This window comes from Paraglaciecola sp. QJM3NY_14, assembly GCF_056173245.1.
Map to the genome: position 1 here is coordinate 1562788 of NZ_CM149664.1, position 18585 is coordinate 1581372.

At 43.6% G+C, this 18585-nt stretch carries 13 protein-coding genes and 2 pseudogenes; 8 read left to right on the plus strand and 7 right to left on the minus strand.

Annotation, left to right across the window (positions count from 1 at the left end):
• The first annotated feature begins 3 nt into the window (after nucleotides 1–3).
• Nucleotides 4–2052, plus strand: coding sequence for an oxidoreductase (locus AC0VYA_RS06640; protein ID WP_475490466.1), 2049 nt, complete (start codon nucleotides 4–6; stop codon nucleotides 2050–2052).
• 96 nt (nucleotides 2053–2148) lie between these two features.
• Here the strand turns inward: AC0VYA_RS06640 and AC0VYA_RS06645 are convergent, their stop codons facing one another.
• Nucleotides 2149–3030, minus strand: a complete 882-nt coding sequence (locus AC0VYA_RS06645) for a LysR substrate-binding domain-containing protein (protein ID WP_475490467.1) — start codon at nucleotides 3028–3030, stop codon at nucleotides 2149–2151.
• Nucleotides 3031–3177: 147 nt separating this feature from the next.
• Here AC0VYA_RS06645 and AC0VYA_RS06650 point away from each other — a divergent pair, with 147 nt between their 5' ends.
• From AC0VYA_RS06650 to AC0VYA_RS06660, 3 genes are all read left to right on the plus strand, one after another.
• A complete protein-coding gene (locus AC0VYA_RS06650) occupies nucleotides 3178–4155 on the plus strand; it encodes an aldo/keto reductase (RefSeq protein ID WP_473479369.1) in 978 nt (325 codons plus the stop codon).
• Between the two features lie 87 nt (nucleotides 4156–4242).
• Nucleotides 4243–4668, plus strand: coding sequence for a GlcG/HbpS family heme-binding protein (locus tag AC0VYA_RS06655; protein ID WP_475490468.1), 426 nt, complete (start codon nucleotides 4243–4245; stop codon nucleotides 4666–4668).
• Nucleotides 4665–6446, plus strand: coding sequence for an alpha-amylase family glycosyl hydrolase (locus tag AC0VYA_RS06660; RefSeq protein WP_475490469.1), 1782 nt, complete (start codon nucleotides 4665–4667; stop codon nucleotides 6444–6446). The genes AC0VYA_RS06655 and AC0VYA_RS06660 overlap by 4 nt, the downstream gene beginning before the upstream one ends.
• A gap of 91 nt (nucleotides 6447–6537) precedes the next feature.
• Here the strand turns inward: AC0VYA_RS06660 and AC0VYA_RS06665 are convergent, their stop codons facing one another.
• A complete protein-coding gene (locus AC0VYA_RS06665) occupies nucleotides 6538–7869 on the minus strand; it encodes a Na+/H+ antiporter NhaC family protein (RefSeq protein WP_475490470.1) in 1332 nt (443 codons plus the stop codon).
• A 390-nt stretch (nucleotides 7870–8259) separates the two neighbouring features.
• Between AC0VYA_RS06665 and AC0VYA_RS06670 the strand changes: the two genes are divergently transcribed.
• From AC0VYA_RS06670 to AC0VYA_RS06680, 3 genes are all read left to right on the plus strand, one after another.
• The gene (locus AC0VYA_RS06670) at nucleotides 8260–8799 is read left to right on the plus strand and encodes a hypothetical protein (protein WP_473479379.1); all 540 of its coding nucleotides are present in this window, start codon (nucleotides 8260–8262) and stop codon (nucleotides 8797–8799) included.
• Nucleotides 8800–9250: 451 nt separating this feature from the next.
• On the plus strand, nucleotides 9251–10534 hold the full coding sequence (locus AC0VYA_RS06675) for a cation:proton antiporter domain-containing protein (RefSeq protein WP_473479380.1): 1284 nt from the start codon (nucleotides 9251–9253) through the stop codon (nucleotides 10532–10534).
• A gap of 148 nt (nucleotides 10535–10682) precedes the next feature.
• On the plus strand, nucleotides 10683–11084 hold the full coding sequence (locus AC0VYA_RS06680; protein WP_475490471.1) for a BLUF domain-containing protein: 402 nt from the start codon (nucleotides 10683–10685) through the stop codon (nucleotides 11082–11084).
• 52 nt (nucleotides 11085–11136) lie between these two features.
• On the opposite strand, the gene AC0VYA_RS06685 is transcribed toward AC0VYA_RS06680, so the two are convergent.
• Both AC0VYA_RS06685 and AC0VYA_RS06690 read right to left on the minus strand, forming a co-directional pair.
• Complete coding sequence (locus AC0VYA_RS06685) at nucleotides 11137–13005, minus strand: choice-of-anchor I family protein (protein WP_475490472.1); 1869 nt, start codon at nucleotides 13003–13005, stop codon at nucleotides 11137–11139.
• 248 nt (nucleotides 13006–13253) lie between these two features.
• Nucleotides 13254–13628 carry a cupin domain-containing protein gene (locus AC0VYA_RS06690; protein ID WP_475490473.1) on the minus strand — a complete coding sequence of 125 codons (375 nt, stop codon included), beginning with the start codon at nucleotides 13626–13628 and terminating at the stop codon, nucleotides 13254–13256.
• 757 nt (nucleotides 13629–14385) lie between these two features.
• Between AC0VYA_RS06690 and AC0VYA_RS06695 the strand changes: the two are divergent.
• Nucleotides 14386–15341: pseudogene (locus AC0VYA_RS06695) on the plus strand (IS110 family RNA-guided transposase).
• Nucleotides 15342–15373: 32 nt separating this feature from the next.
• Here AC0VYA_RS06695 and AC0VYA_RS06700 read toward each other — a convergent pair.
• The 3 genes and pseudogenes from AC0VYA_RS06700 to AC0VYA_RS06710 all read right to left on the minus strand — a co-directional run.
• Nucleotides 15374–16057 carry a hypothetical protein gene (locus AC0VYA_RS06700; RefSeq protein WP_475490474.1) on the minus strand — a complete coding sequence of 228 codons (684 nt, stop codon included), beginning with the start codon at nucleotides 16055–16057 and terminating at the stop codon, nucleotides 15374–15376.
• Between the two features lie 163 nt (nucleotides 16058–16220).
• Nucleotides 16221–16646, minus strand: coding sequence for a hypothetical protein (locus tag AC0VYA_RS06705; protein WP_475490475.1), 426 nt, complete (start codon nucleotides 16644–16646; stop codon nucleotides 16221–16223).
• Between the two features lie 1653 nt (nucleotides 16647–18299).
• Nucleotides 18300–18461, minus strand: a pseudogene (locus tag AC0VYA_RS06710) (transposase); the annotation flags it as partial.
• Nucleotides 18462–18585: the final 124 nt, after the last annotated feature.

An 18585-nucleotide genomic window follows, 5' to 3' on the forward strand; every position in this document is an offset into this window, starting at 1 on the left:
AAAATGACGACATCAACAGCAAATCTAGCAGGCGCTAGTGTATATCCAAATCTTCTTAAGCCACTGGATTTAGGCTTCACTAAATTAAGAAACCGTGTATTGATGGGCTCAATGCATACTGGCCTCGAAGAAGCGCCTAACGGCCATGAACGCATGGCGAAGTTTTTCGCTGAACGTGCCAGAGGTGGTGTGGGCCTAATCGTGACTGGTGGCATCGGCCCCAACGATGAGGGCGCAACACACCAAAATACCAAACGCTTGAGCAACGATAAAGAAGTGGCTCACCATAAAGTCATCACGGATGCGGTGCACAACGAAGGCGGCAAAATCTGTATGCAAATTCTGCACACCGGTCGTTACGCTTACAACCCGAGTTTGGTTGCGCCTTCGGCGGTGCAAGCGCCTATTAATCCATTTAAGCCTAAGGCTTTAGATGACGATGGGATCGAAAAACAGATAGAAGATTTCATTTTCACCTCAACTCAGGCGCAAAAAGCCGGTTATGATGGTGTTGAAATCATGGGTTCTGAAGGATATTTTTTAAACCAATTCATTGCTGCTCGTACTAACCAACGTGACGACGAGTGGGGTGGTAGTTACGAAAACCGCATTAAATTACCCCTTGAAGTCGTGCGCCGTGTACGTGAAGCCGTAGGTGAGAAATTCATTATTATTTACCGCTTATCAATGCTTGATTTGGTAGAAGGTGGTTCCACCTATGAAGAAGTGGTTGAGCTAGGTAAGTTGATTGAAAAAGCCGGTGCGACCATCATTAATACGGGTATTGGCTGGCACGAAGCACGAATTCCTACCATAGCAACCAAAGTCCCACGTGCTGCATTTACTTGGGTAACCGCAAAATTCCGCGAATCATTGTCTATTCCGGTTATCACGTCGAATCGTATTAACACCCCTGAAGTGGCTGAGCAAGTGCTCGCCCGAGGCGATGCTGATATGGTGTCTATGGCGCGCCCGTTTTTAGCCGACCCTGATTTTGTTATTAAGGCTATCGAAAACCGCTCTGATGAAATCAATACCTGTATCGGTTGTAACCAGGCCTGCTTGGATCACGTGTTTGAAGGCAAGATGACCAGTTGTTTGGTTAACCCTAGAGCCTGCCATGAAACAGAGTTAAATATACTCCCCACACAAGCTGCCAAGAAAATTGCCGTTATTGGCGCTGGCCCTGCAGGGCTTGCAGCGGCTAAAACCGCTGCTGAGCGAGGTCATTCGGTGACCTTGTTTGATTCTGCCGATGAGCTAGGTGGGCAATTCAATATTGCTAAGCAAGTGCCGGGCAAAGAAGAGTTTTATGAGACCATTCGGTACTTTAAACGTCAGCTCGAATTACACAATGTGACCGTTAAGCTCAATACACGCGTCAGCGCAAGTGACTTAAACGATAGCGATTTTGATGACGTGATTGTGGCTACGGGTATTGAGCCACGCACACCACCGATTGAAGGTATCGACCATGCGAAAGTCATGACCTACATTGAAGTCATTAAAGAGCACAAACCGGTAGGCAAAAAAGTGGCTGTGATTGGCGCTGGTGGTATCGGTTTTGACGTATCTGAGTTTTTATCCCACTCGGGCGAGTCAACTAGCTTGAATATTCCTGCCTTTATGAAAGAGTGGGGCATTGATATGACCTTTTCTTCTCGTGGCGGTATTGAAGGTGTTAAACCCCAACCAGCACCTTCGCCACGAGAAATTTTCTTACTACAGCGTAAAACCACCAAAGTAGGCGCAGGTCTGGGTAAAACCACGGGTTGGGCACATCGTGTTGGTTTGCTGAGTAAAGGCGTGAGCATGGTTGCCGGTTGTGAGTACTTGAAAATTGATGACCAAGGTATTCATATTAAAGTGAATGAAGAGGTGCAAGTGCTGGACGTAGATAACGTTATTATTTGTGCCGGCCAAGAGCCACTGCGAGAATTAGTGGAAGGTTTAACCAAGCCGTATCATCTAATCGGTGGTGCTGATGTCGCTGCCGAGCTTGATGCGAAACGCGCAATCGATCAAGGTACTCGTTTAGCGGCTGCATTGTAAACACATACTAACACTGCGCGCATGAGCAAACGTGACATCCCCATTACTGATTGCCGGTAATGGGGATTTTTTATGGCAGCTCCTATTCAGTAATCCTCAACCTCTGTTATCAAAGTACTCTCTAGTAAAGGCAATAAATGCCTTTAACCTAGCCGATTGATGGATCAATTGGGGATGAATAAGATACATGGCAAAATCTGGGCTTAATGCGTTGCCCAACAAAGGAACCAGCTCACCTGAGCTAACCTCTTCCTCGACAACATATTCGGGCACTAAAATAATGCCCTTTCCAGCCATGGCATGCTTCTTAAGAATAAAATTGTCGTTAACCGCTAGCGTGCTATTAATATTCACCTTGTGCTCAGCAAATTGCCAGTGGGTCTTAGGCGACTGACTTAAGCAAATATGCGCCCCTAAGTCCTCAATGCGCTTGGGGTCGCCGTGTTTAGCTAAATACTCAGGACTGGCACAACAGGTATGACGATAATCAAATAGTTTCTTAGCAACCATGTTTTGTGGGGGCGTTTTGGTCGCTCTAAAGGCTAAATCAAAATCATTCTGAGAAAGGTCGTAAGTGGTGTAGCTGCAATCAACACTAACCGAAATGGCGGGATAGCACGCTTGAAATTCAGCACATAAATCCAGAATATAACGTTGAGCAAATTGGTTGGGTGCAGTGATGCGTAGCTCGCCCTCAAGGGCATCATTGTCGTGACGAACTTCACGCTCTAGGGCCAGTAGTGAGCGCTTTATTTGATTCATGCCAGCCAATAATTGCGCCCCTTCCTCGGTGAGCGATACATGACGTGTAGAGCGAATAAATAAATGTTTATCCATGTCTTGTTCAAGCTTACGAATTTGCTCTGACAAATACCCACGGGATATTGAAAGCACTTGTGCTGCGCGGGTGAAGCTTAATTGCTTTGCTACTTCACTGAATAAAATTAAGCGTTCAAACTTTTTATGTTCACGGCTCATAGCAAACGTTCACACTGGAAAATAATATTGATATTCTAGCGCCCCATTGTTCGCTATATCAAACAATGTTTTCACTAACTCTCTCTTTTGCTTTGCTGTTAACTCACTACACTGTGCTCAACCACTATATTCCTTTAAGAGACCGTCATGACAAGTTCGTATTTCCCCCTAGCTCACTATTTACCCAATGTCAGTTCAATTGCCTATGGCTGCATGGGTCTTGGTGGCAATTGGGATGATTCACCCATTACTGACGCGCATGTCGAACAGGCTAATGATTGCGTGAATACCGCTTTGGAATCAGGGATCAATTTTTTTGACCACGCAGATATCTACACGCTTGGTAAAGCCGAGCAGGTATTTGGCAAGGTACTTAGTGAGCGCCCGCAGTTACGTAAACAAATTTACATTCAATCGAAATGTGGGATCCGGTTTGCGGATGCCAATGGCCCAAAACGGTATGACCTGTCAGCAGATTGGATCGAAGCCTCGGTTGAGAGCAGCTTACAACGTTTAAACACAGACTATTTAGATGTACTTATGCTGCACAGACCGGACCCTCTGATGCAACCTGAAGAAATTGCTCGGGTGTTTGAGGCCTTAAAGCGTGAAGGCAAGGTACATCATTTTGCCGTGTCCAATATGCAGCATCATCAAATCGCCTTCTTGCAACGCGCATTGGATGAACCGTTAGTGGCCAATCAAATTGAAGCCAGTTTACTTAAACAAGACTGGATCGATGAAGGCGTTTACGCGGGGAACAGTGAAGGGCGCCACATCAATTTTACGTCGGGTACGTTGGAATACTGTCGCCGTCAAAACATACAACTACAAAGTTGGGGGAGCTTAGCCCAGGGCGTGTATTCAGGGCGCGATGTAAAGGGGCAATCGGATGCCGTACAACGCACTAGTCAGTTGGTCGCAACCCTAGCTGGTGTCTATAACACAAGCTCTGAAGCGATAGTGCTCGCTTGGTTAATGCGGCATCCTGCGCAGCTACAACCCGTTATTGGTACCACAGACTGTGCGCGGATCGCGGCGTCTTGCCAAGCCATGAATATTCAGCTCAGTCGCGAACATTGGTACGCCTTGTATGAAAGTGCTAAAGGCCACGAGTTACCGTAATGAGGGTTTACTTACTTATTATCAGTTGCCACTTAGTAATAGCTAGCAGCCGCAATTAACAGCAAATAAAATCAAAAGAGCGCTTTAATGAATTTAAATACAGCAACAAACATGATGCAAGCAGCCATAACATCGGCGCATGCAAATAATCAACACATCGCGATTTGTGTCACCGATGGTCACGGTGAACTGTTGTGCTTCAGTCGTATGGATGACGCCAGCTTGCAAGCGGGTGTCTTGGCGCAAACCAAGGCATATACTGCAGCACGAGAGCGACAAACTACGCGCCAACTCGCCACGTGGGCGCAAGAAACCCATAAAGACATGGGATATTGGAATGATGCTAAATTTACTGGGATCGCAGGTGGTGTGCCAGTATTTGCTGATACAAAGTGTGTGGGGGCAGTCGGCGTGAGCGGTTTAAGCGAATTAGAAGATGAAGCCATAGGAATAGCGGCAATTGAAGATTGCGGTTTTACTGTAAAAGCTAAGATGAAGGACACTGCAGCATGATATTGAGCAAAGCATTATCACTTATTCTTTTTGCTGTGGTTATTGCTGGTTGCGGCACCGCCGAAAATCAGGATACGCAGCAGACAGTAAACAGCGAGAGCAAGGTCGCTGGCATCGGTAAAGCGAACAACAAACTGCCAGACGATAACTATTTGTTGCGTGATGTGCGCGACGATGTGTTTTATTTCGTGATGCCGGATAGGTTTAACAATGGTGACTCAAGCAATGATAATGGGGCTGTAGAGGGCGGTATTTCTGCTGGTGGCTTCGATGCAACGTCAAACCGAGGTTTTCATGGTGGTGATATGCAGGGCATTGAGCAGAAACTTGATTACCTGCAAGGCATGGGGATCACCGCCATTTGGATGACGCCCATATTGCGCAATAAAGCGGTTCAAAGGGATGGCGTTGCCCACCATGGTTACTGGATAGTGGATTTCACAGAGATCGATCCGCATTTCGGCTCGAACGATGACCTTAAAAGCCTAATTGCCACAGCACATGAAAAAGGCATTAAAGTGTTTTTCGATATCATCACTAATCACACTGCCGACGTGGTGAAGTATGAAGAGTGCCATCATGCCAACGGTGATTTTAAGGCAGAGAACCACTGCTTGTATAAATCTTTACAGCAGCTTGCTGAGGGTGACGACTACACGCCTTTCGTGCCGCTTAGGGAGCAAACGGTCAAAGTACCCGCTTGGCTAAACGATCCGCAATTTTACCACAACCAGGGGGATACCACCTTTACCGGGGAGAGCTCGTTAAACGGTGATTTCAGTGGACTCGATGATTTAGATACAGAAAATCCTAAGGTGTTGCAGGGCATGATCGAAATCTACAAAGATTTGATCAAAGAATTTAAACCCGATGGTTTCAGAATTGATACAGTGCGCCATGTGCGCATGCCATTTTGGCAGACGTTCAGCCCTTCGATAATGGCTTATGCGCAAGAGCAGGGCATCCCTAATTTTCATATTTTCGGTGAAGTGTATGACCCAGACCCTGCGCAATTAAGCCGCTTTACCACACTAGGTAAGTTGCCATCCGTGCTGGATTTCGGTTTTCAACAAGCCGCTGCTGACGTGTTCTATCGTAAACGTAACCCCCAAACTATTGATGCCTTGTTCGCTCAGGATGATTTATATACAGATGAAGACAGCCAAGCGGATTTATTAATGACTTTTTTAGGTAATCACGATATGGGCCGCACCGGTTATTTTATCGAGCAAGGGGTACCTGATGCTAGCAACGAAGAAAAACTGCAACGCAGTATTTTATCTCATGCGTTTATGTATTTATCTCGCGGTATACCTGTTGTGTATTACGCAGACGAGCAGGGGTTTACCGGTGACGGTAATGACGTAAACGCCAGACAAGATATGTTCCCTTCTTTGGTGGCCAGCGACAACGACGATCCGTTACTGGGAAGCAGCGCGAGCACCGCGGATAACAACTTTGACCCTCTGCACCCGATTTATCTGGCGCTGAGTGACTTAGCGCAACTCAGGCATCAACATGAGGCATTGCGCCGAGGGCAATATGAGAGCCGGTATTTTAATGAGGACTCGATGATGTTTGCATTTGCTCGTAAATTGCCACAAGGCAAAGAGTATTTAGCGGTGTTTAATGCTGGTACTGAAGCCGCTAGCTTGACGTTGCCCGCGCAATCAACACATTATGAAGGGCTGGTTGAAGCGACTAGGTTCAACTTAAGCGATGGTGTGATTAAGGTGACCGTACCTGCACTGAGCTTCGCTTTGTACCAAGCCAAATAAACGTAAACGACTTTATTTTTATCAGCAAAAGCCGCAGATGTTATTGCATAATCGATGCTTTAACCTCTGCGCGTAAGCCTTTTTATATGGTTTAACGTGCTTTTTTAGCGCGCCAAATAAAGCTTAGTAAAGTAACTCCAGCAAGAATAAAGCAATAAAACGAATAGGGGATGACGTCTACTGGCGACAGTGAAAACGTTGCGCCAATAATCAATAACTGCCCGCCGTAAGGGATTAGCCCCTGTACCACACAAGCAAAAATATCAAGTAAGCTGGCACTGCGCTTGGGCTCAATACCGCCTTGTTCTGCGAGTGCTTTAGCCGTACTACCGGCGACAATAATCGATACGGTATTATTGGCAATACAGACATTTAAGGCGCTGATAAGTACCGCGATACCTAACGAGTTGCCAATTTTAATGGGTAACGATAAAGCGCGAATAAGCTTGCTGATGGACGCTAGCAAGAAATCGATCCCCCCTTGTTGGCGCATGAGTTCGGATAATCCGCCGAGCATCAGCGACAAGATCATAATCTCCTGCATTTGGCCAAAACCGGCATATACATCTTGCCCCACAGAAACCAGTTGGTAATCAGTGATACTCATACCAATAATTGCGCTAGACAAGATACCAATCACCAGCACTGCGAACACATTTACCCCGGCAACCGCCAACACTAAAATCAGTACATAGGGCAGGGCTAGCCAGCCGTTGGTGCCTTGGGGGATATTTGCTTCGCCGGTTTCGCCTAGTACGACCAATAGTACGATAACAATCAGGGCAGCCGGTAAAGCGAGGTGTAAATTAGCCTTGAATTTATCGCGCATTTCACAGCCTTGTGTGCGTGTTGCGGCGATAGTGGTATCAGAAATGATTGATAAGTTATCGCCAAATATCGCGCCGCTGACCAATACGCCTGCCACCAAAGCGGGCTCGATACCAGTGGCTTGGGCCACGCCCAACCCCACTGGGCCAAGGGCTGCTAGTGTGCCCATAGATGTGCCCATAGCGGTGGCAATAAAGCCCGCGATTAAAAACAATCCAGGCAAGATAAATTGGGCAGGAATAATACTCAGCCCTACGCTTACCGTTGCGTCTACTCCCCCAGTGGCTTTAGCAACGGCGGAAAACGCGCCCGCTAATAAATAGATAAAACACATGGTGATAATATTGCTGTGACCCGCTCCTTCGACGTATCGCGCCATGGTTTGGGTAAGGGATTCCTTTGACAGCAATACGGCGAGTATCACCGCAGGCAGCAATGCTGACGGGGAGGGCAACTGATAAAAAGCATACTCCACGCCTTGCGCCTGATAATAAAAGCTGACACCCAAAAACAGCACCAAGAAGGTGAGCAGTGGCAATAGCGCGAGTTTAGCGCCAGTCGAATAAGGATTTAACGTAGGTGAAGGAGGTTGCATAATTTTACCATGGACGTTTAGACGTCTAAAATACTAACCGTCTGGGGGAAAATAGCAAGTTTAGTTAGTTAAATAGCAATATTTTTCAATATGATCAGATGCTTGCGCGGATATAAGCATTATATCTGTTTAATGGCTTTGCTAATTATGTAGCGGAAATAGAAATTGTCGAAAAGAAAATTGGCGCATTGTATTTGATTCTCTTGGCCGTATTAGATTTTAAACGTTTTCAAGATATTGAATTTAGTTGAATAGTCACTCATGTTGAATTAACCTGTTTTAGCCCAAAAATATTACCATCGGTGGTGGTTGCCAATCGTTAGTGATGACGAGCGCTAGCAGCATAGCGCTATCGGAAGCTATTACATTTAAATAGTAAGAGGAACAAGGATGAAATTTAGTCTTATTCAAATACATGCCATATTACTTGCAGCTGCTTTTCTGTTTGGTTGTGCATCAAAGCCCGTTGGTGAATCGTATGTAATGCAAGATTCAGCTGTTGATACCAACAAAGCACGCGTATTTATTTATAAAAACAAACAGCTTTATGGTAGTGCCTTTTCGTGGCTAATTACTGAAGGTGATACTGAATTAGCGGTTATGTCGACCAATACCTATTTTGTTTTTGATTCAACCCCTAAAACGCTGTCACTTAAAGCTGATTTAAGGACTACCCCAACATATATTCCAACCAGTCCGTTAGGCGTCGTTATGGATACTATTGGCGCCGCAAACGCGCACGAGACGAATTCGAAAATTGAATTAGAAGATCTCCATACTTTCTCAGCATCTGCTGGAGCCACGTATTACTTTAGGTTGGAGTTCAAGCATGATGTGGTTAGTTCACCGCAACCCTACTTGGTTGCAGTAAACGAAGAAGAAGCTCTTAAGGAAATGGAAGGCACACGTTTAGCATTGTTAAAGCAATAACTAAAAGCAATAACTAAAGGCAATAACTAAACGCAATAGTTGTACAGATTCTTCCGGTAGGCCTTGGCGCGTGCATTCGTGGTTCACGAGTGCGCATGTCAACACATGAAATCGCCAAAGTATCTTCTCTCGTATCTCAATTGTTTTAATCACTCACTGAGTGATTTATCAACCATCAGATACTTTGAAAGGGTGTCTGATTAAAACAATTTCAAATAACAATGCTTCTCGAAGCTGCAAAATTTTTCATGAAGTTACATTCCATAACACTTTGCGCATCAATGTTAACAGGCGTGTTAAATGGCATGGGGTATTATCCCCGCGTCAAATTAATACCTAATTGTTATGTCGAATCTGTGCAGCTGAAACCAGTGCGCTTCGGTTTTCTTCTTGGCGCTTCTGCCATGACGTCGACAACAACTCACAAGCCAATTAATCTATAGGAACGTCCATGGACGCTTGGAATCTGATCTGTTTTTTAGGGGCACTGGCTGTCCTTATCGCTTTCACCAATCAATTCGTGCTTAAACTGCAAACGACTATCGCTATTACGACGGGCTCTGTGGTGATTTCTCTGTTATTGATTTTAGCAGTTAAACTGCTGGGGGATGACTCTGCCCAGTCGCTTATCAATGTGGTCAGCAGACTAAACTTTAACCAGATTCTGCTTAATGGCATGTTGGGCTTTTTATTATTTGCAGGGGCTATGGAGATTGATTTACGCGCTTTGCGTCGCCAGCGATGGGAAATCACCATACTCGTGCTGTTTTCTACCCTTGTTTCTACCATCATAGTCGGGTATTTAAGCGCCTTTGTTTTAGCGCAATTTGGTTGGGATGTGCCGTTTATATATTGTTTGTTGTTCGGTGCGCTTATCAGCCCCACAGATCCCATCGCTGTGCTCGCGATCATTAAACAAATGCAGGCGCCTAAAAACATTTCGATTCAAGTCGAAGGAGAATCCTTGTTCAATGACGGGGTAGGCTTGGTTATTTTTTCTACTTTGTTTGCTGTTGCATTTAGCGGTGTTGAGCCAACAGTTAGCAGCGTTGCTGAGCTGTTCTTAACAGAAGCGGTAGGGGGAATTATTTTTGGTTTAGTGCTGGCGGTGATTGCCCATTACTTGATCATAAAAAGTCCAGATATTAACGTTCGCTTATTAGTCACCTTGGCCATTCCGTCTGCGGGGTATGCGCTTGCGATCGCATTGCATGTATCAGGTGCGCTGGCGATGGTGATGTGCGGGATTTTCATCGGCAATGTCACCCGCTCAAAAGGTGCGCCTTTAGCACGAATTTCTAGTATCCGCTTTATCAAGAACTTCTGGCATGCCACAGATACCTTCCTAAATGCTTTGTTGTTCTTACTGATCGGCATGCTGATTGTCAGTATGACCCTATCATTAGACGAGATCTTGATTGGTCTTTGTATGATCCCCGCTGTGTTGTTCGCGCGCTTCATAAGTGTTGGCACTCCTTACTTAGTCTTTAGGCAGTTTAGGCGCTACGACTTAAACTCGGTACGTATTCTGACTTGGGGGGGTTTACGAGGTGGTTTAGCGCTCGCGATGGCGGCGTCTATTCCCAATGACACTATGTTAGGCAATGGTCATAATTTGCATAATTTAATGGTCATTGTGACCTACATAGTGGTTATTTTTTCCATCGTGGTACAAGGCTTAACCATTTCTCCTTTGATTAAGAAGAGTATTGCCGCTGCTGAGTCTAACAATTAGGCATCTTGCTCACCTGTGCGTTTGATACTTGACCTTTCAGGCCAGAAAAGGTGAATAAGTTATTAGACTAACGTCTAGCTTACTCAGTTGATTTACCGAGTAAGCTAGACGTTTATTCGTTCCCTATTGAGTAAGAAGGTTAGGTGTTATGTTTCAATTGATTTACGTAAGCGATTTTGCAAAATCGCTCAATGAAAACGATTTGCAAGACATCCTTATCTCAGCCAGAGCTATCAATAGTGAGCAGGGGATAAGCGGTAAGCTGATTACGGTGTCTCGCCACTTTTTTCAGGTGATTGAAGGTGATGAAGTGAAGGTTAATCAGCTGTATGCCAAAATAAAGCAGGATCCTCGGCATAAAAATGTCCGCTTGGTGATGACGAAAAGCACTGGTATACGTGAGTTTGGTGACTGGACTATGGGGTTCTCGAGTTTACTCGAATCCCAGCAAGAGCAAGATGCGGCTTTTATACTGAGTGATTTTGCCAAACGCGAAAACTTCTCGCCAGAACATCACAGTGGCATCGGGTTATTACTCAAGCAGGTATAAGAAGATGTAACCTTGGTCAAAGCATTTGACCAAGGTTTTTATGCAATATTTTTTATTTCTCAGTCACTTGATAAATAGTCACTGTACCGCTTACTTCGTTGCCGATAATCAATAGCGCATTACCATTTGGGCTGTCACTTGGGGCGACAAATTGAATGCTTTCGGGCCCCAAGTCACCCGATATGGCGACTTCGCTGCAGTCCATGCCTTCGGCTTCATCGCAAGGATTGTTTAAATCATCGTCTAACTCGAAGTCTGTACTGAAATCCCGATTGTTGTAATGGGCCACATAAGCAACATTGAATGGATTTGTGACATCGTAAGCGAACAGATCACCAGATCGCTCTTGGGCAATAAATGCGTAAGTTCGACCTTCTATCTCCCCTACGGTAATGGCCTCAGGCTCGCCACCTTTATCATCAGAACGGTTGTCGCCTTTGTTTTCGGTGTGGGCGCTATTAAAGTCATTGCCTAAAATAGCGGCTGAAATCTTACCGAAGTCATCGCCAGAATCGTACACAAGATTAATGTTTTGGTCCCAGATAGAAAACGAGCGCGCGCCGTAAGCGTACAAGGCTTCAAACTCGCCGTTTTGATCTGCATCTCCCAAGGCTGTGGTGACTTTTAAACGCCCCAGGCCATCATCGCCACCACTTAGGTCATATGTGGCTTGTAAGCTAGGGGAGAGTGTCATATTCAGTTCATCTTCATCAATAATATCCGCTACTCTGACTTCTTCCGAGTAGGCGTAATAATCACGAGAATCCCCTTCATTGGCTGATAAAATAAAGGTCGCGCCATTGTATTGGTATGACGTGATTGTATCTGGCTGATACATGCCGTACAGGCCGTCTACATTGCTAAAATTAGGGAACTCATCTTTATTAGTGAAATCTAATTCAAAATCATTCCAATCTTTAAAGCCAAGGGCACGCACTTCAATCGTCATGTCTTCTAAATCGAGAATGCCAATAGCGTTGCTTTCTTGAAGTGATACATAGGCAGTTTTGCCGTTTGCTGCGTAGGTAATGTACTCAGGCTCTAATTCTTGCGCGACTGTCATGCCCGCTGGGCCAGCGAATTTAACTCCTGACGCTTGCAGCAACGCCTTACGCTTTGCATCCGTGTCAAAATCTTCATCATCAAGTGTGTCACTTGAAAACGTCATATCTGTGGTGAAATTAATCGTTTCTGCTGTGTCAGCTGGAACACCATCTTCGATGGTGATCATAGACACACTACCTTCTGGGTCAACTGCGTAATCTGTGTCTGGCTCACCTTCATTAGCGACTAATACGTTGCTGCCATCAGGGTTGAACGCCACCATATCCGGCAGAGCACCTGCGGCAACGGCCTTGATAAAGGTACCTTGGCCAGTAGCATCTAAACGGTAAAACAATACGGCACCTTGACTGGTTTTCACACTGGCCTCGACCGCAATCGCCAGCATGTCACCATTAATGGCAATGGAGTTAGCTGCTCCTAAGGTGATGGTTTGATCTGCATTTGCCTCATCTTTTACCGTTACGCTATCAGCAAATGTAAATGCGCTAGATTGTAAACTGGCATCAGAAAACGGGTTAGCGACAGCAGCGGTGGTTAAGCCCGATAAATCAATCACTTCAATTTGATTAACGGCAGAGTTAATCGCGAATGCGGTAGTCGAAGCGTGGTGAAACTGAACGATTTCAGCAGCACTCTTACCAAACACCTCTATGCCCCCGGCGGTAAAGCGGCCCACCACTTCAATGTTTACGTCACGGGGCAGGCTTTGGCCATCGGCTCCGTCAGTGCCATTTGCGCCGTCAACACCTGCGGCGCCATCTTGCCCGTCATCACCGTCAAGGGCACAGCCTGAAAGGCCAAAAACGACCGCCATAGTTAACATACTAAGTTTTAACACTTTATTGAGTGGTTGCACTGCTTGTTCCTTTTTTTAATTGTCTTGGGTAAACGCAGCCCAACAACTTAGAGTGGCCATGTGACTCTTTAACGACAATAAAATGAAAAAATTGTGACGACGACTTTTTTAAAAAACGAAACTGGGGGAAGAGCAAACATCAGAAAATTGCTTAGGTGAGAAAGCAGGCCTGAACGAAACGGTCACTTTGAATTCGCGATACCGATGATTAGATTCAAGCCTGAATATATGAAAGCATAAGCGTGTTATTAAGCTATTTCGGCCATAACTTTACCCACGTTAGACATTACCTCAGCTAATTCTTTGGTTGGGCTAAAATCAATAAATTTCAGATCCTTATCGACGATGGCGGTGTGCCCTGGCTGTGCGTAGAAAACGTCGCCGGCTTCAAATGACTCTTGTGTACCGTCATCGTATATAAAGCGGAACGTCCCTTCGAATATATAACCCCAGTGCGGACAATGGCAGTTGTTGTTGTTTAATCCCTTAAGCAAGGGTGTAAAGTCAGTGCCCTTTGGTAGTTCATGAAAAACAACCGTCATATCTCCCAATCCCGCTTGGGAGCGCATGATCATTCCGGGGGCTTGCATTACAACGGGTATATCTTCCTTTTTCATTTTCATTGCTATTTCCTTTCTATAACGCGAATAAAGTAATGCTGTTTACTACTCGACAGCGTAAAGGGTAAGTCAACAAACTTGGCTTACCGCTGATAGAGTGTAGTTAAAGAATATGAATGCTGAGTTTGATGCTAAAACGTTTACACGGAATGAAAGCTGATTTTTTAAAAAAAGGACCTTAATCCGAAATCAAACAGTAGTCCACGAATACGAAAGACAGACGTTTGACGGAGAATCGATGGTTTAAGTGAATTTTTAAGAACTCTATCTTACGGCTTGTATTACAAGAGCTTGAGCAAATTTGATTGTCGGTTAAGTGCCAGTCGCTGTCGTTTTAGGTCTAGCACTTAAACGGCAGCAATGTACGTAAAGCGGTCGTACAGATGTGAAATACCAAACGGCAGTAATGAGCGAAAAGCAGCCGTTCGAGCTTGATGATTTTAACGCCAAGCTAAGCGGATTGTGAAGTTTGGCTAAAATTGGCGAGGTACGAGCCGAGCCAAACTTTAAAATTCCTTGCTTGAGCGCCTTGTATGGATAATAACCCAGGTAAATCATCCTGATTTTAATCGGGGTGAGGTAAAGTGAGACCCAAGCTTTAGCAGCAACTAAAGCCTTCTTTTGTGGTAGTTCGATTGAGCGATGGCTCTTCAGTTGAGAGACCGATAACAAGAAAGAACGCCACAAAGGACTCCAAGCAAAACACTCGAATAGTCTACTGGGTCTCAACCCGCATTATGCAAGCAAGAGTTAGCTTATTGTGAATACAAAAACAAATCAAAACGTTAACGTCGGTGTCGATACGGGCAAGTTTCAATTAGATATTTATATCCGCCCTCTCGATATTTATTTCACTGTTTCTAATGATGAAAAAGGTATCAAGGAGGCGATAAAAATAATCAAAAAACGCGCACCTGGGCGCATTATTATTGAAGCGACTGGCCGATTAGAAATGCCGTTTATTATCGCATGTGCAAATGCCAATTTACCCTTCGTTGTCGCCAACCCATTCACATTAAACGCTTTGCTGGAGCAATAGGTCAGCGAGCTAAAACAGACAAACTAGATGCTCAATTGATTGCGCATTATGGTGAAGCTATTCAGCCTAAGTTATCTCAGTTAAAACCAGAAACGATGCAGGCTATGAGTGATTTAGTTGCAAGGCGAAATCAATTATTGGTCATGCAAACAATGGAAAAGAACCGCCTGCAAATTCTACCAAAAGAACTAGCCATGACCATCAAACCTATTCTCACTGTCTTTAAAAACCAGATAACCAAAATCGAGAATAAAATTGTCGCGCTCATTGAATCTTGTCCTGATTATCAAGCGAAGAACTGCATCCTACAGAGCATGAAAGGGATAGGAAAAATAGCCTCCGCTTCCATCATCAGTAATCTGCCAGAGTTAGGTTACATGACCAACAAACAAGCCTCTGCGTTAGTCGGTGTGGCTCCCATGAATCGAGAAAGTGGGCGCTATAAAGGGTTGCGGAAAATCCAAGGAGGCAGACATCAAGTCAGAACCGTTTTGTACATGGCGATGATGTCAGCGATACAAAGTAACCCCGTATTCAAGGAAACATATCAACGATTGGTCGCTGCTGGTAAGCCTAAGAAAGTGGCTATTATTGCCTGCATTAGAAAGATGGTCGTTATTTTAAATTCGATGCTAAGAGACGGGGTCATGTGGGAAGCGCCAAAGGCTAAAAGTTAGCTATTGACGCCATAGTCTCTTGTTATGTTCTGTTAATCAAAGTTCTTAAGTTTTGCATCCCTAAGGTCTTTAGGTAAATACTGAATCCAATTGCTAAGCCCAATAACTTGCTTAGGCTGAAGAGTACAGCGACTTAATAGGTATTTTCTTAATGACTGGACGAATTTAATACCGTCTTCTTTTTCACTTTCATTAAGGTGAGCTTCCGTTCTATCCAAAATAAATTTATAAGCATGGCAAGTAGATAAATTCCGAATAGAGAGCTTAGTATCGACCTTTTGAGATGAGTATCTTTCTAAATTCAATATATGGTTAATTTGCTTTTCGCTTAAGTCGTTGTTCTCAATATAATAATTATAGTACTCATTTAAACTTTTATACGAGAGAGAGTTGTTATTGAGTGTAAACTCATTTAAAAGTTCTTCTCGTAATAAGAGGTACGATATTGCCAATGACTTCTTTTTTTCTTCACTTACGCCACTACCGTTGCCACCACCAGTCTGCGTACCTGTACCAAGAGAAACTAAAGACTTAGTAAGATCTGGTACATCCTTTAGATCATTAGTTCCATGAGTCTCCGCGCATTGTTTACCTCCAAAGTAGATTTTACCGTCTTCGGACTCCATATAATAAGCTGTACCGGAAGAAAGCTTATGCCCCTTCGCGCAATATGACTCTGTATCTTCATTCACAAAGTCTTTTTTAATAATTTTCAAAAATAACCTCATTCATTTTATTAGTAGGGAAAGCTTCGAATACACGGAAGAACATAACGCTTAACATATGGGGCAATTACTTGCTGGCTATACTGCGCGAAGCGCCAGCCAGTGAGTAATTGTCCCAGCGAGTTTACGAGCGAAATAATGTTTTTGTTATGTTTCATGTTAACTTATCCATTACGCTCATACCAAGTGCAACCAAGGAAATAATCACAGCGGAAACAGAAGCCCGTAATGTATATTTAAAACGTTTATCTTGTAACTTTAAGTCAGCTAATACCGAAGCTAAAAAGGGGAAGTTAACACACTTAGGTTCATCACCGACTTCAAATTCAAATATTGAAACAGTGGTCTTATCGGATGATTTGTACTTGTATTTGTGAGCTAGGTAATAATATAAACGTCCAAAGATAATATCACCGTTAGTACCAAATGCATCTGCTATCAAATGACAATCGATTGGAACATATAACTTGTTAGCACGAATATTCTCATCCAGGTCATAGCGACAGAAGTCATCAAAATAATGTTTATAAATGAAATCTAATATCTCTAAATCAGTGGGGAGCTTGGTACGAGTGAACATTAACTGAACGAATCCTTGTAAACATAACTCTTTGAATATGGGGATTTTAGGAGCGCTTTTTCAGCGAGTAAAATTCCCACCATGATTTTTTTGTTAGGCATTAATTTTACTCAAACACCTAATATAGAATGCTGATACTAAAAATATTGAACAAAAATATAACACATAAATGCAAATGACAGTTGCTTCTTGTGAAGTGTCACTAATACGAATTTGAACCCAAATTGCAAACAAAAACACGTACACTAGGAACGACATATAACTAAGAACATACAGCATTATTTTATGTTGGGTTGCAAACCAATATAAACAATAAGCCCCACCTACACTTATACTTGCAGCTGCAGAAGCTGCTCTTGGGTCAGAGAGAATACTGATATGGAAAAAAAAGGCAAACAAGCCAGCAAAGCCTATCCAAGTACCAACAAAATGATATTTAGAACCATCGCCATTAGATATTAGCAATTTTACTTTGTAGCGGTGTAAATTCAATTAGATGACTAACGCTTTAAATATGGGAATTTTAGGAGCGCTTTTTCAGCGAGTAAAATTCCCACCATGATTTTTTTGTTAGTTGCCATTTGCTACCTTAGTCCATTCTTGATTTATATTTTGTTCTTCAATATTGAGATAATGTTAACAAACAATTACATAGACCCCCATCCTAAAACAACAATTACATAGACACCCATCCTAAGAATCGTGTAAAAAACTCTCCTGCTTCGAACGGAAAATACCCCTCAACAGGCGACAAGGTACTTTTGATCTAAATGGTCGGGGATTATTACTCGAAAAGTGAGCGTAGAGGAAGGAAACTGCGCGCAAGGTCAATTTTCGGGCAAGGGAGTAGGCTACAAGATATGCATGATATGTAATGTTTGAAAATTACATAGACACCCATCTTTAGAATCGAAATTACATAGACACCCATCTTTAGAATCGAAATTACATAGACACCCATCTTTAGAATCGAAATTACATAGACACCCATCTTTAGAATCGTATCAAAAACTCTTCTGCTTGGAAGGGGGGAATACCCTCAACAAGCATTAAAGTACTTTTCATTTGAATGATTGGGGATTTTTACTGGAAAAGTGAGCGTTGAGGAAGGAAATGGTGCGTAAGGTCAATTACCAGGCAAACGCTAACGCTACAAGATATGCATTAGATGTGTTAGTTGTAATGTGTTAGGCGCGCCTTAATAACTCTTTCGCTTTGGCCATTCCTCGCAGCCGTTGATGATGAGTGTGGCGTTTAAATGCATTCATCATTTGCTCCGCACCTGCTGCGTAGCAGAAGTGTTTTTCAAACTCAGTGGTTAATGTTAACCACTGAGCAGCGTCTAATCCTAATCTTTGTAGAATAGAGCAATATTAACAAAAACAATATTAACAAAGACACCCATCTTTAGAATCGTATCAAAAACTCTTCTGCTTAGTGTTAACAAAGACAGCCATCTTTAAAATCGTATAAAAACTCTTCTGCTTAGAAGGGGGGAATACCTCTAAAGAAGCGTTGAGGTACTTTTCATTTGAATGATTGAGAATTTTTCTGGAATATTGAGTGTTGACGGAGAAAACGCAGCGCAAGGTTAATTTTGAGGCAAGAAAGCTGGCTACAAGATAAGCATGATATGTAGTGTTCGAAATTGATTTAGGCGCGCCTTAACAACTCTCTCGCTTTGGTCATTCCTCGCAGACGTTGATGATGGGTATGGCGTTTAAATGCATTCATCATTTGCTCAGCACCTGCTGCGTAGCAGAAGTGTTTTTCGAACTCCGTGGTTAATGTTAACCACTGAGCAGAGTCTAATCCCCAAATTACATAGACACCCATCTTTAGAATCGTATCAAAAACTCTTCTGCTTGGAAGGGGGGAATACCCCTCAACAAGCATTAAAGTACTTTTCATTTGAATGATTGGGGATTTTTACTGGAAA

Coding starts and splice junctions, on each gene's coding strand:
- AC0VYA_RS06660 (WP_475490469.1), top strand. CDS start 4,665: ATGATATTGAGCAAAGCATTATCACTTATTCTTTTTGCTGTGGTTATT.
- AC0VYA_RS06655 (WP_475490468.1), top strand. CDS start 4,243: ATGAATTTAAATACAGCAACAAACATGATGCAAGCAGCCATAACATCG.
- AC0VYA_RS06690 (WP_475490473.1), bottom strand. CDS start 13,628: ATGAAAATGAAAAAGGAAGATATACCCGTTGTAATGCAAGCCCCCGGA.
- AC0VYA_RS06645 (WP_475490467.1), bottom strand. CDS start 3,030: ATGAGCCGTGAACATAAAAAGTTTGAACGCTTAATTTTATTCAGTGAA.
- AC0VYA_RS06670 (WP_473479379.1), top strand. CDS start 8,260: ATGAAATTTAGTCTTATTCAAATACATGCCATATTACTTGCAGCTGCT.
- AC0VYA_RS06680 (WP_475490471.1), top strand. CDS start 10,683: ATGTTTCAATTGATTTACGTAAGCGATTTTGCAAAATCGCTCAATGAA.
- AC0VYA_RS06665 (WP_475490470.1), bottom strand. CDS start 7,869: ATGCAACCTCCTTCACCTACGTTAAATCCTTATTCGACTGGCGCTAAA.
- AC0VYA_RS06675 (WP_473479380.1), top strand. CDS start 9,251: ATGGACGCTTGGAATCTGATCTGTTTTTTAGGGGCACTGGCTGTCCTT.
- AC0VYA_RS06650 (WP_473479369.1), top strand. CDS start 3,178: ATGACAAGTTCGTATTTCCCCCTAGCTCACTATTTACCCAATGTCAGT.
- AC0VYA_RS06640 (WP_475490466.1), top strand. CDS start 4: ATGACGACATCAACAGCAAATCTAGCAGGCGCTAGTGTATATCCAAAT.
- AC0VYA_RS06705 (WP_475490475.1), bottom strand. CDS start 16,646: ATGTTCACTCGTACCAAGCTCCCCACTGATTTAGAGATATTAGATTTC.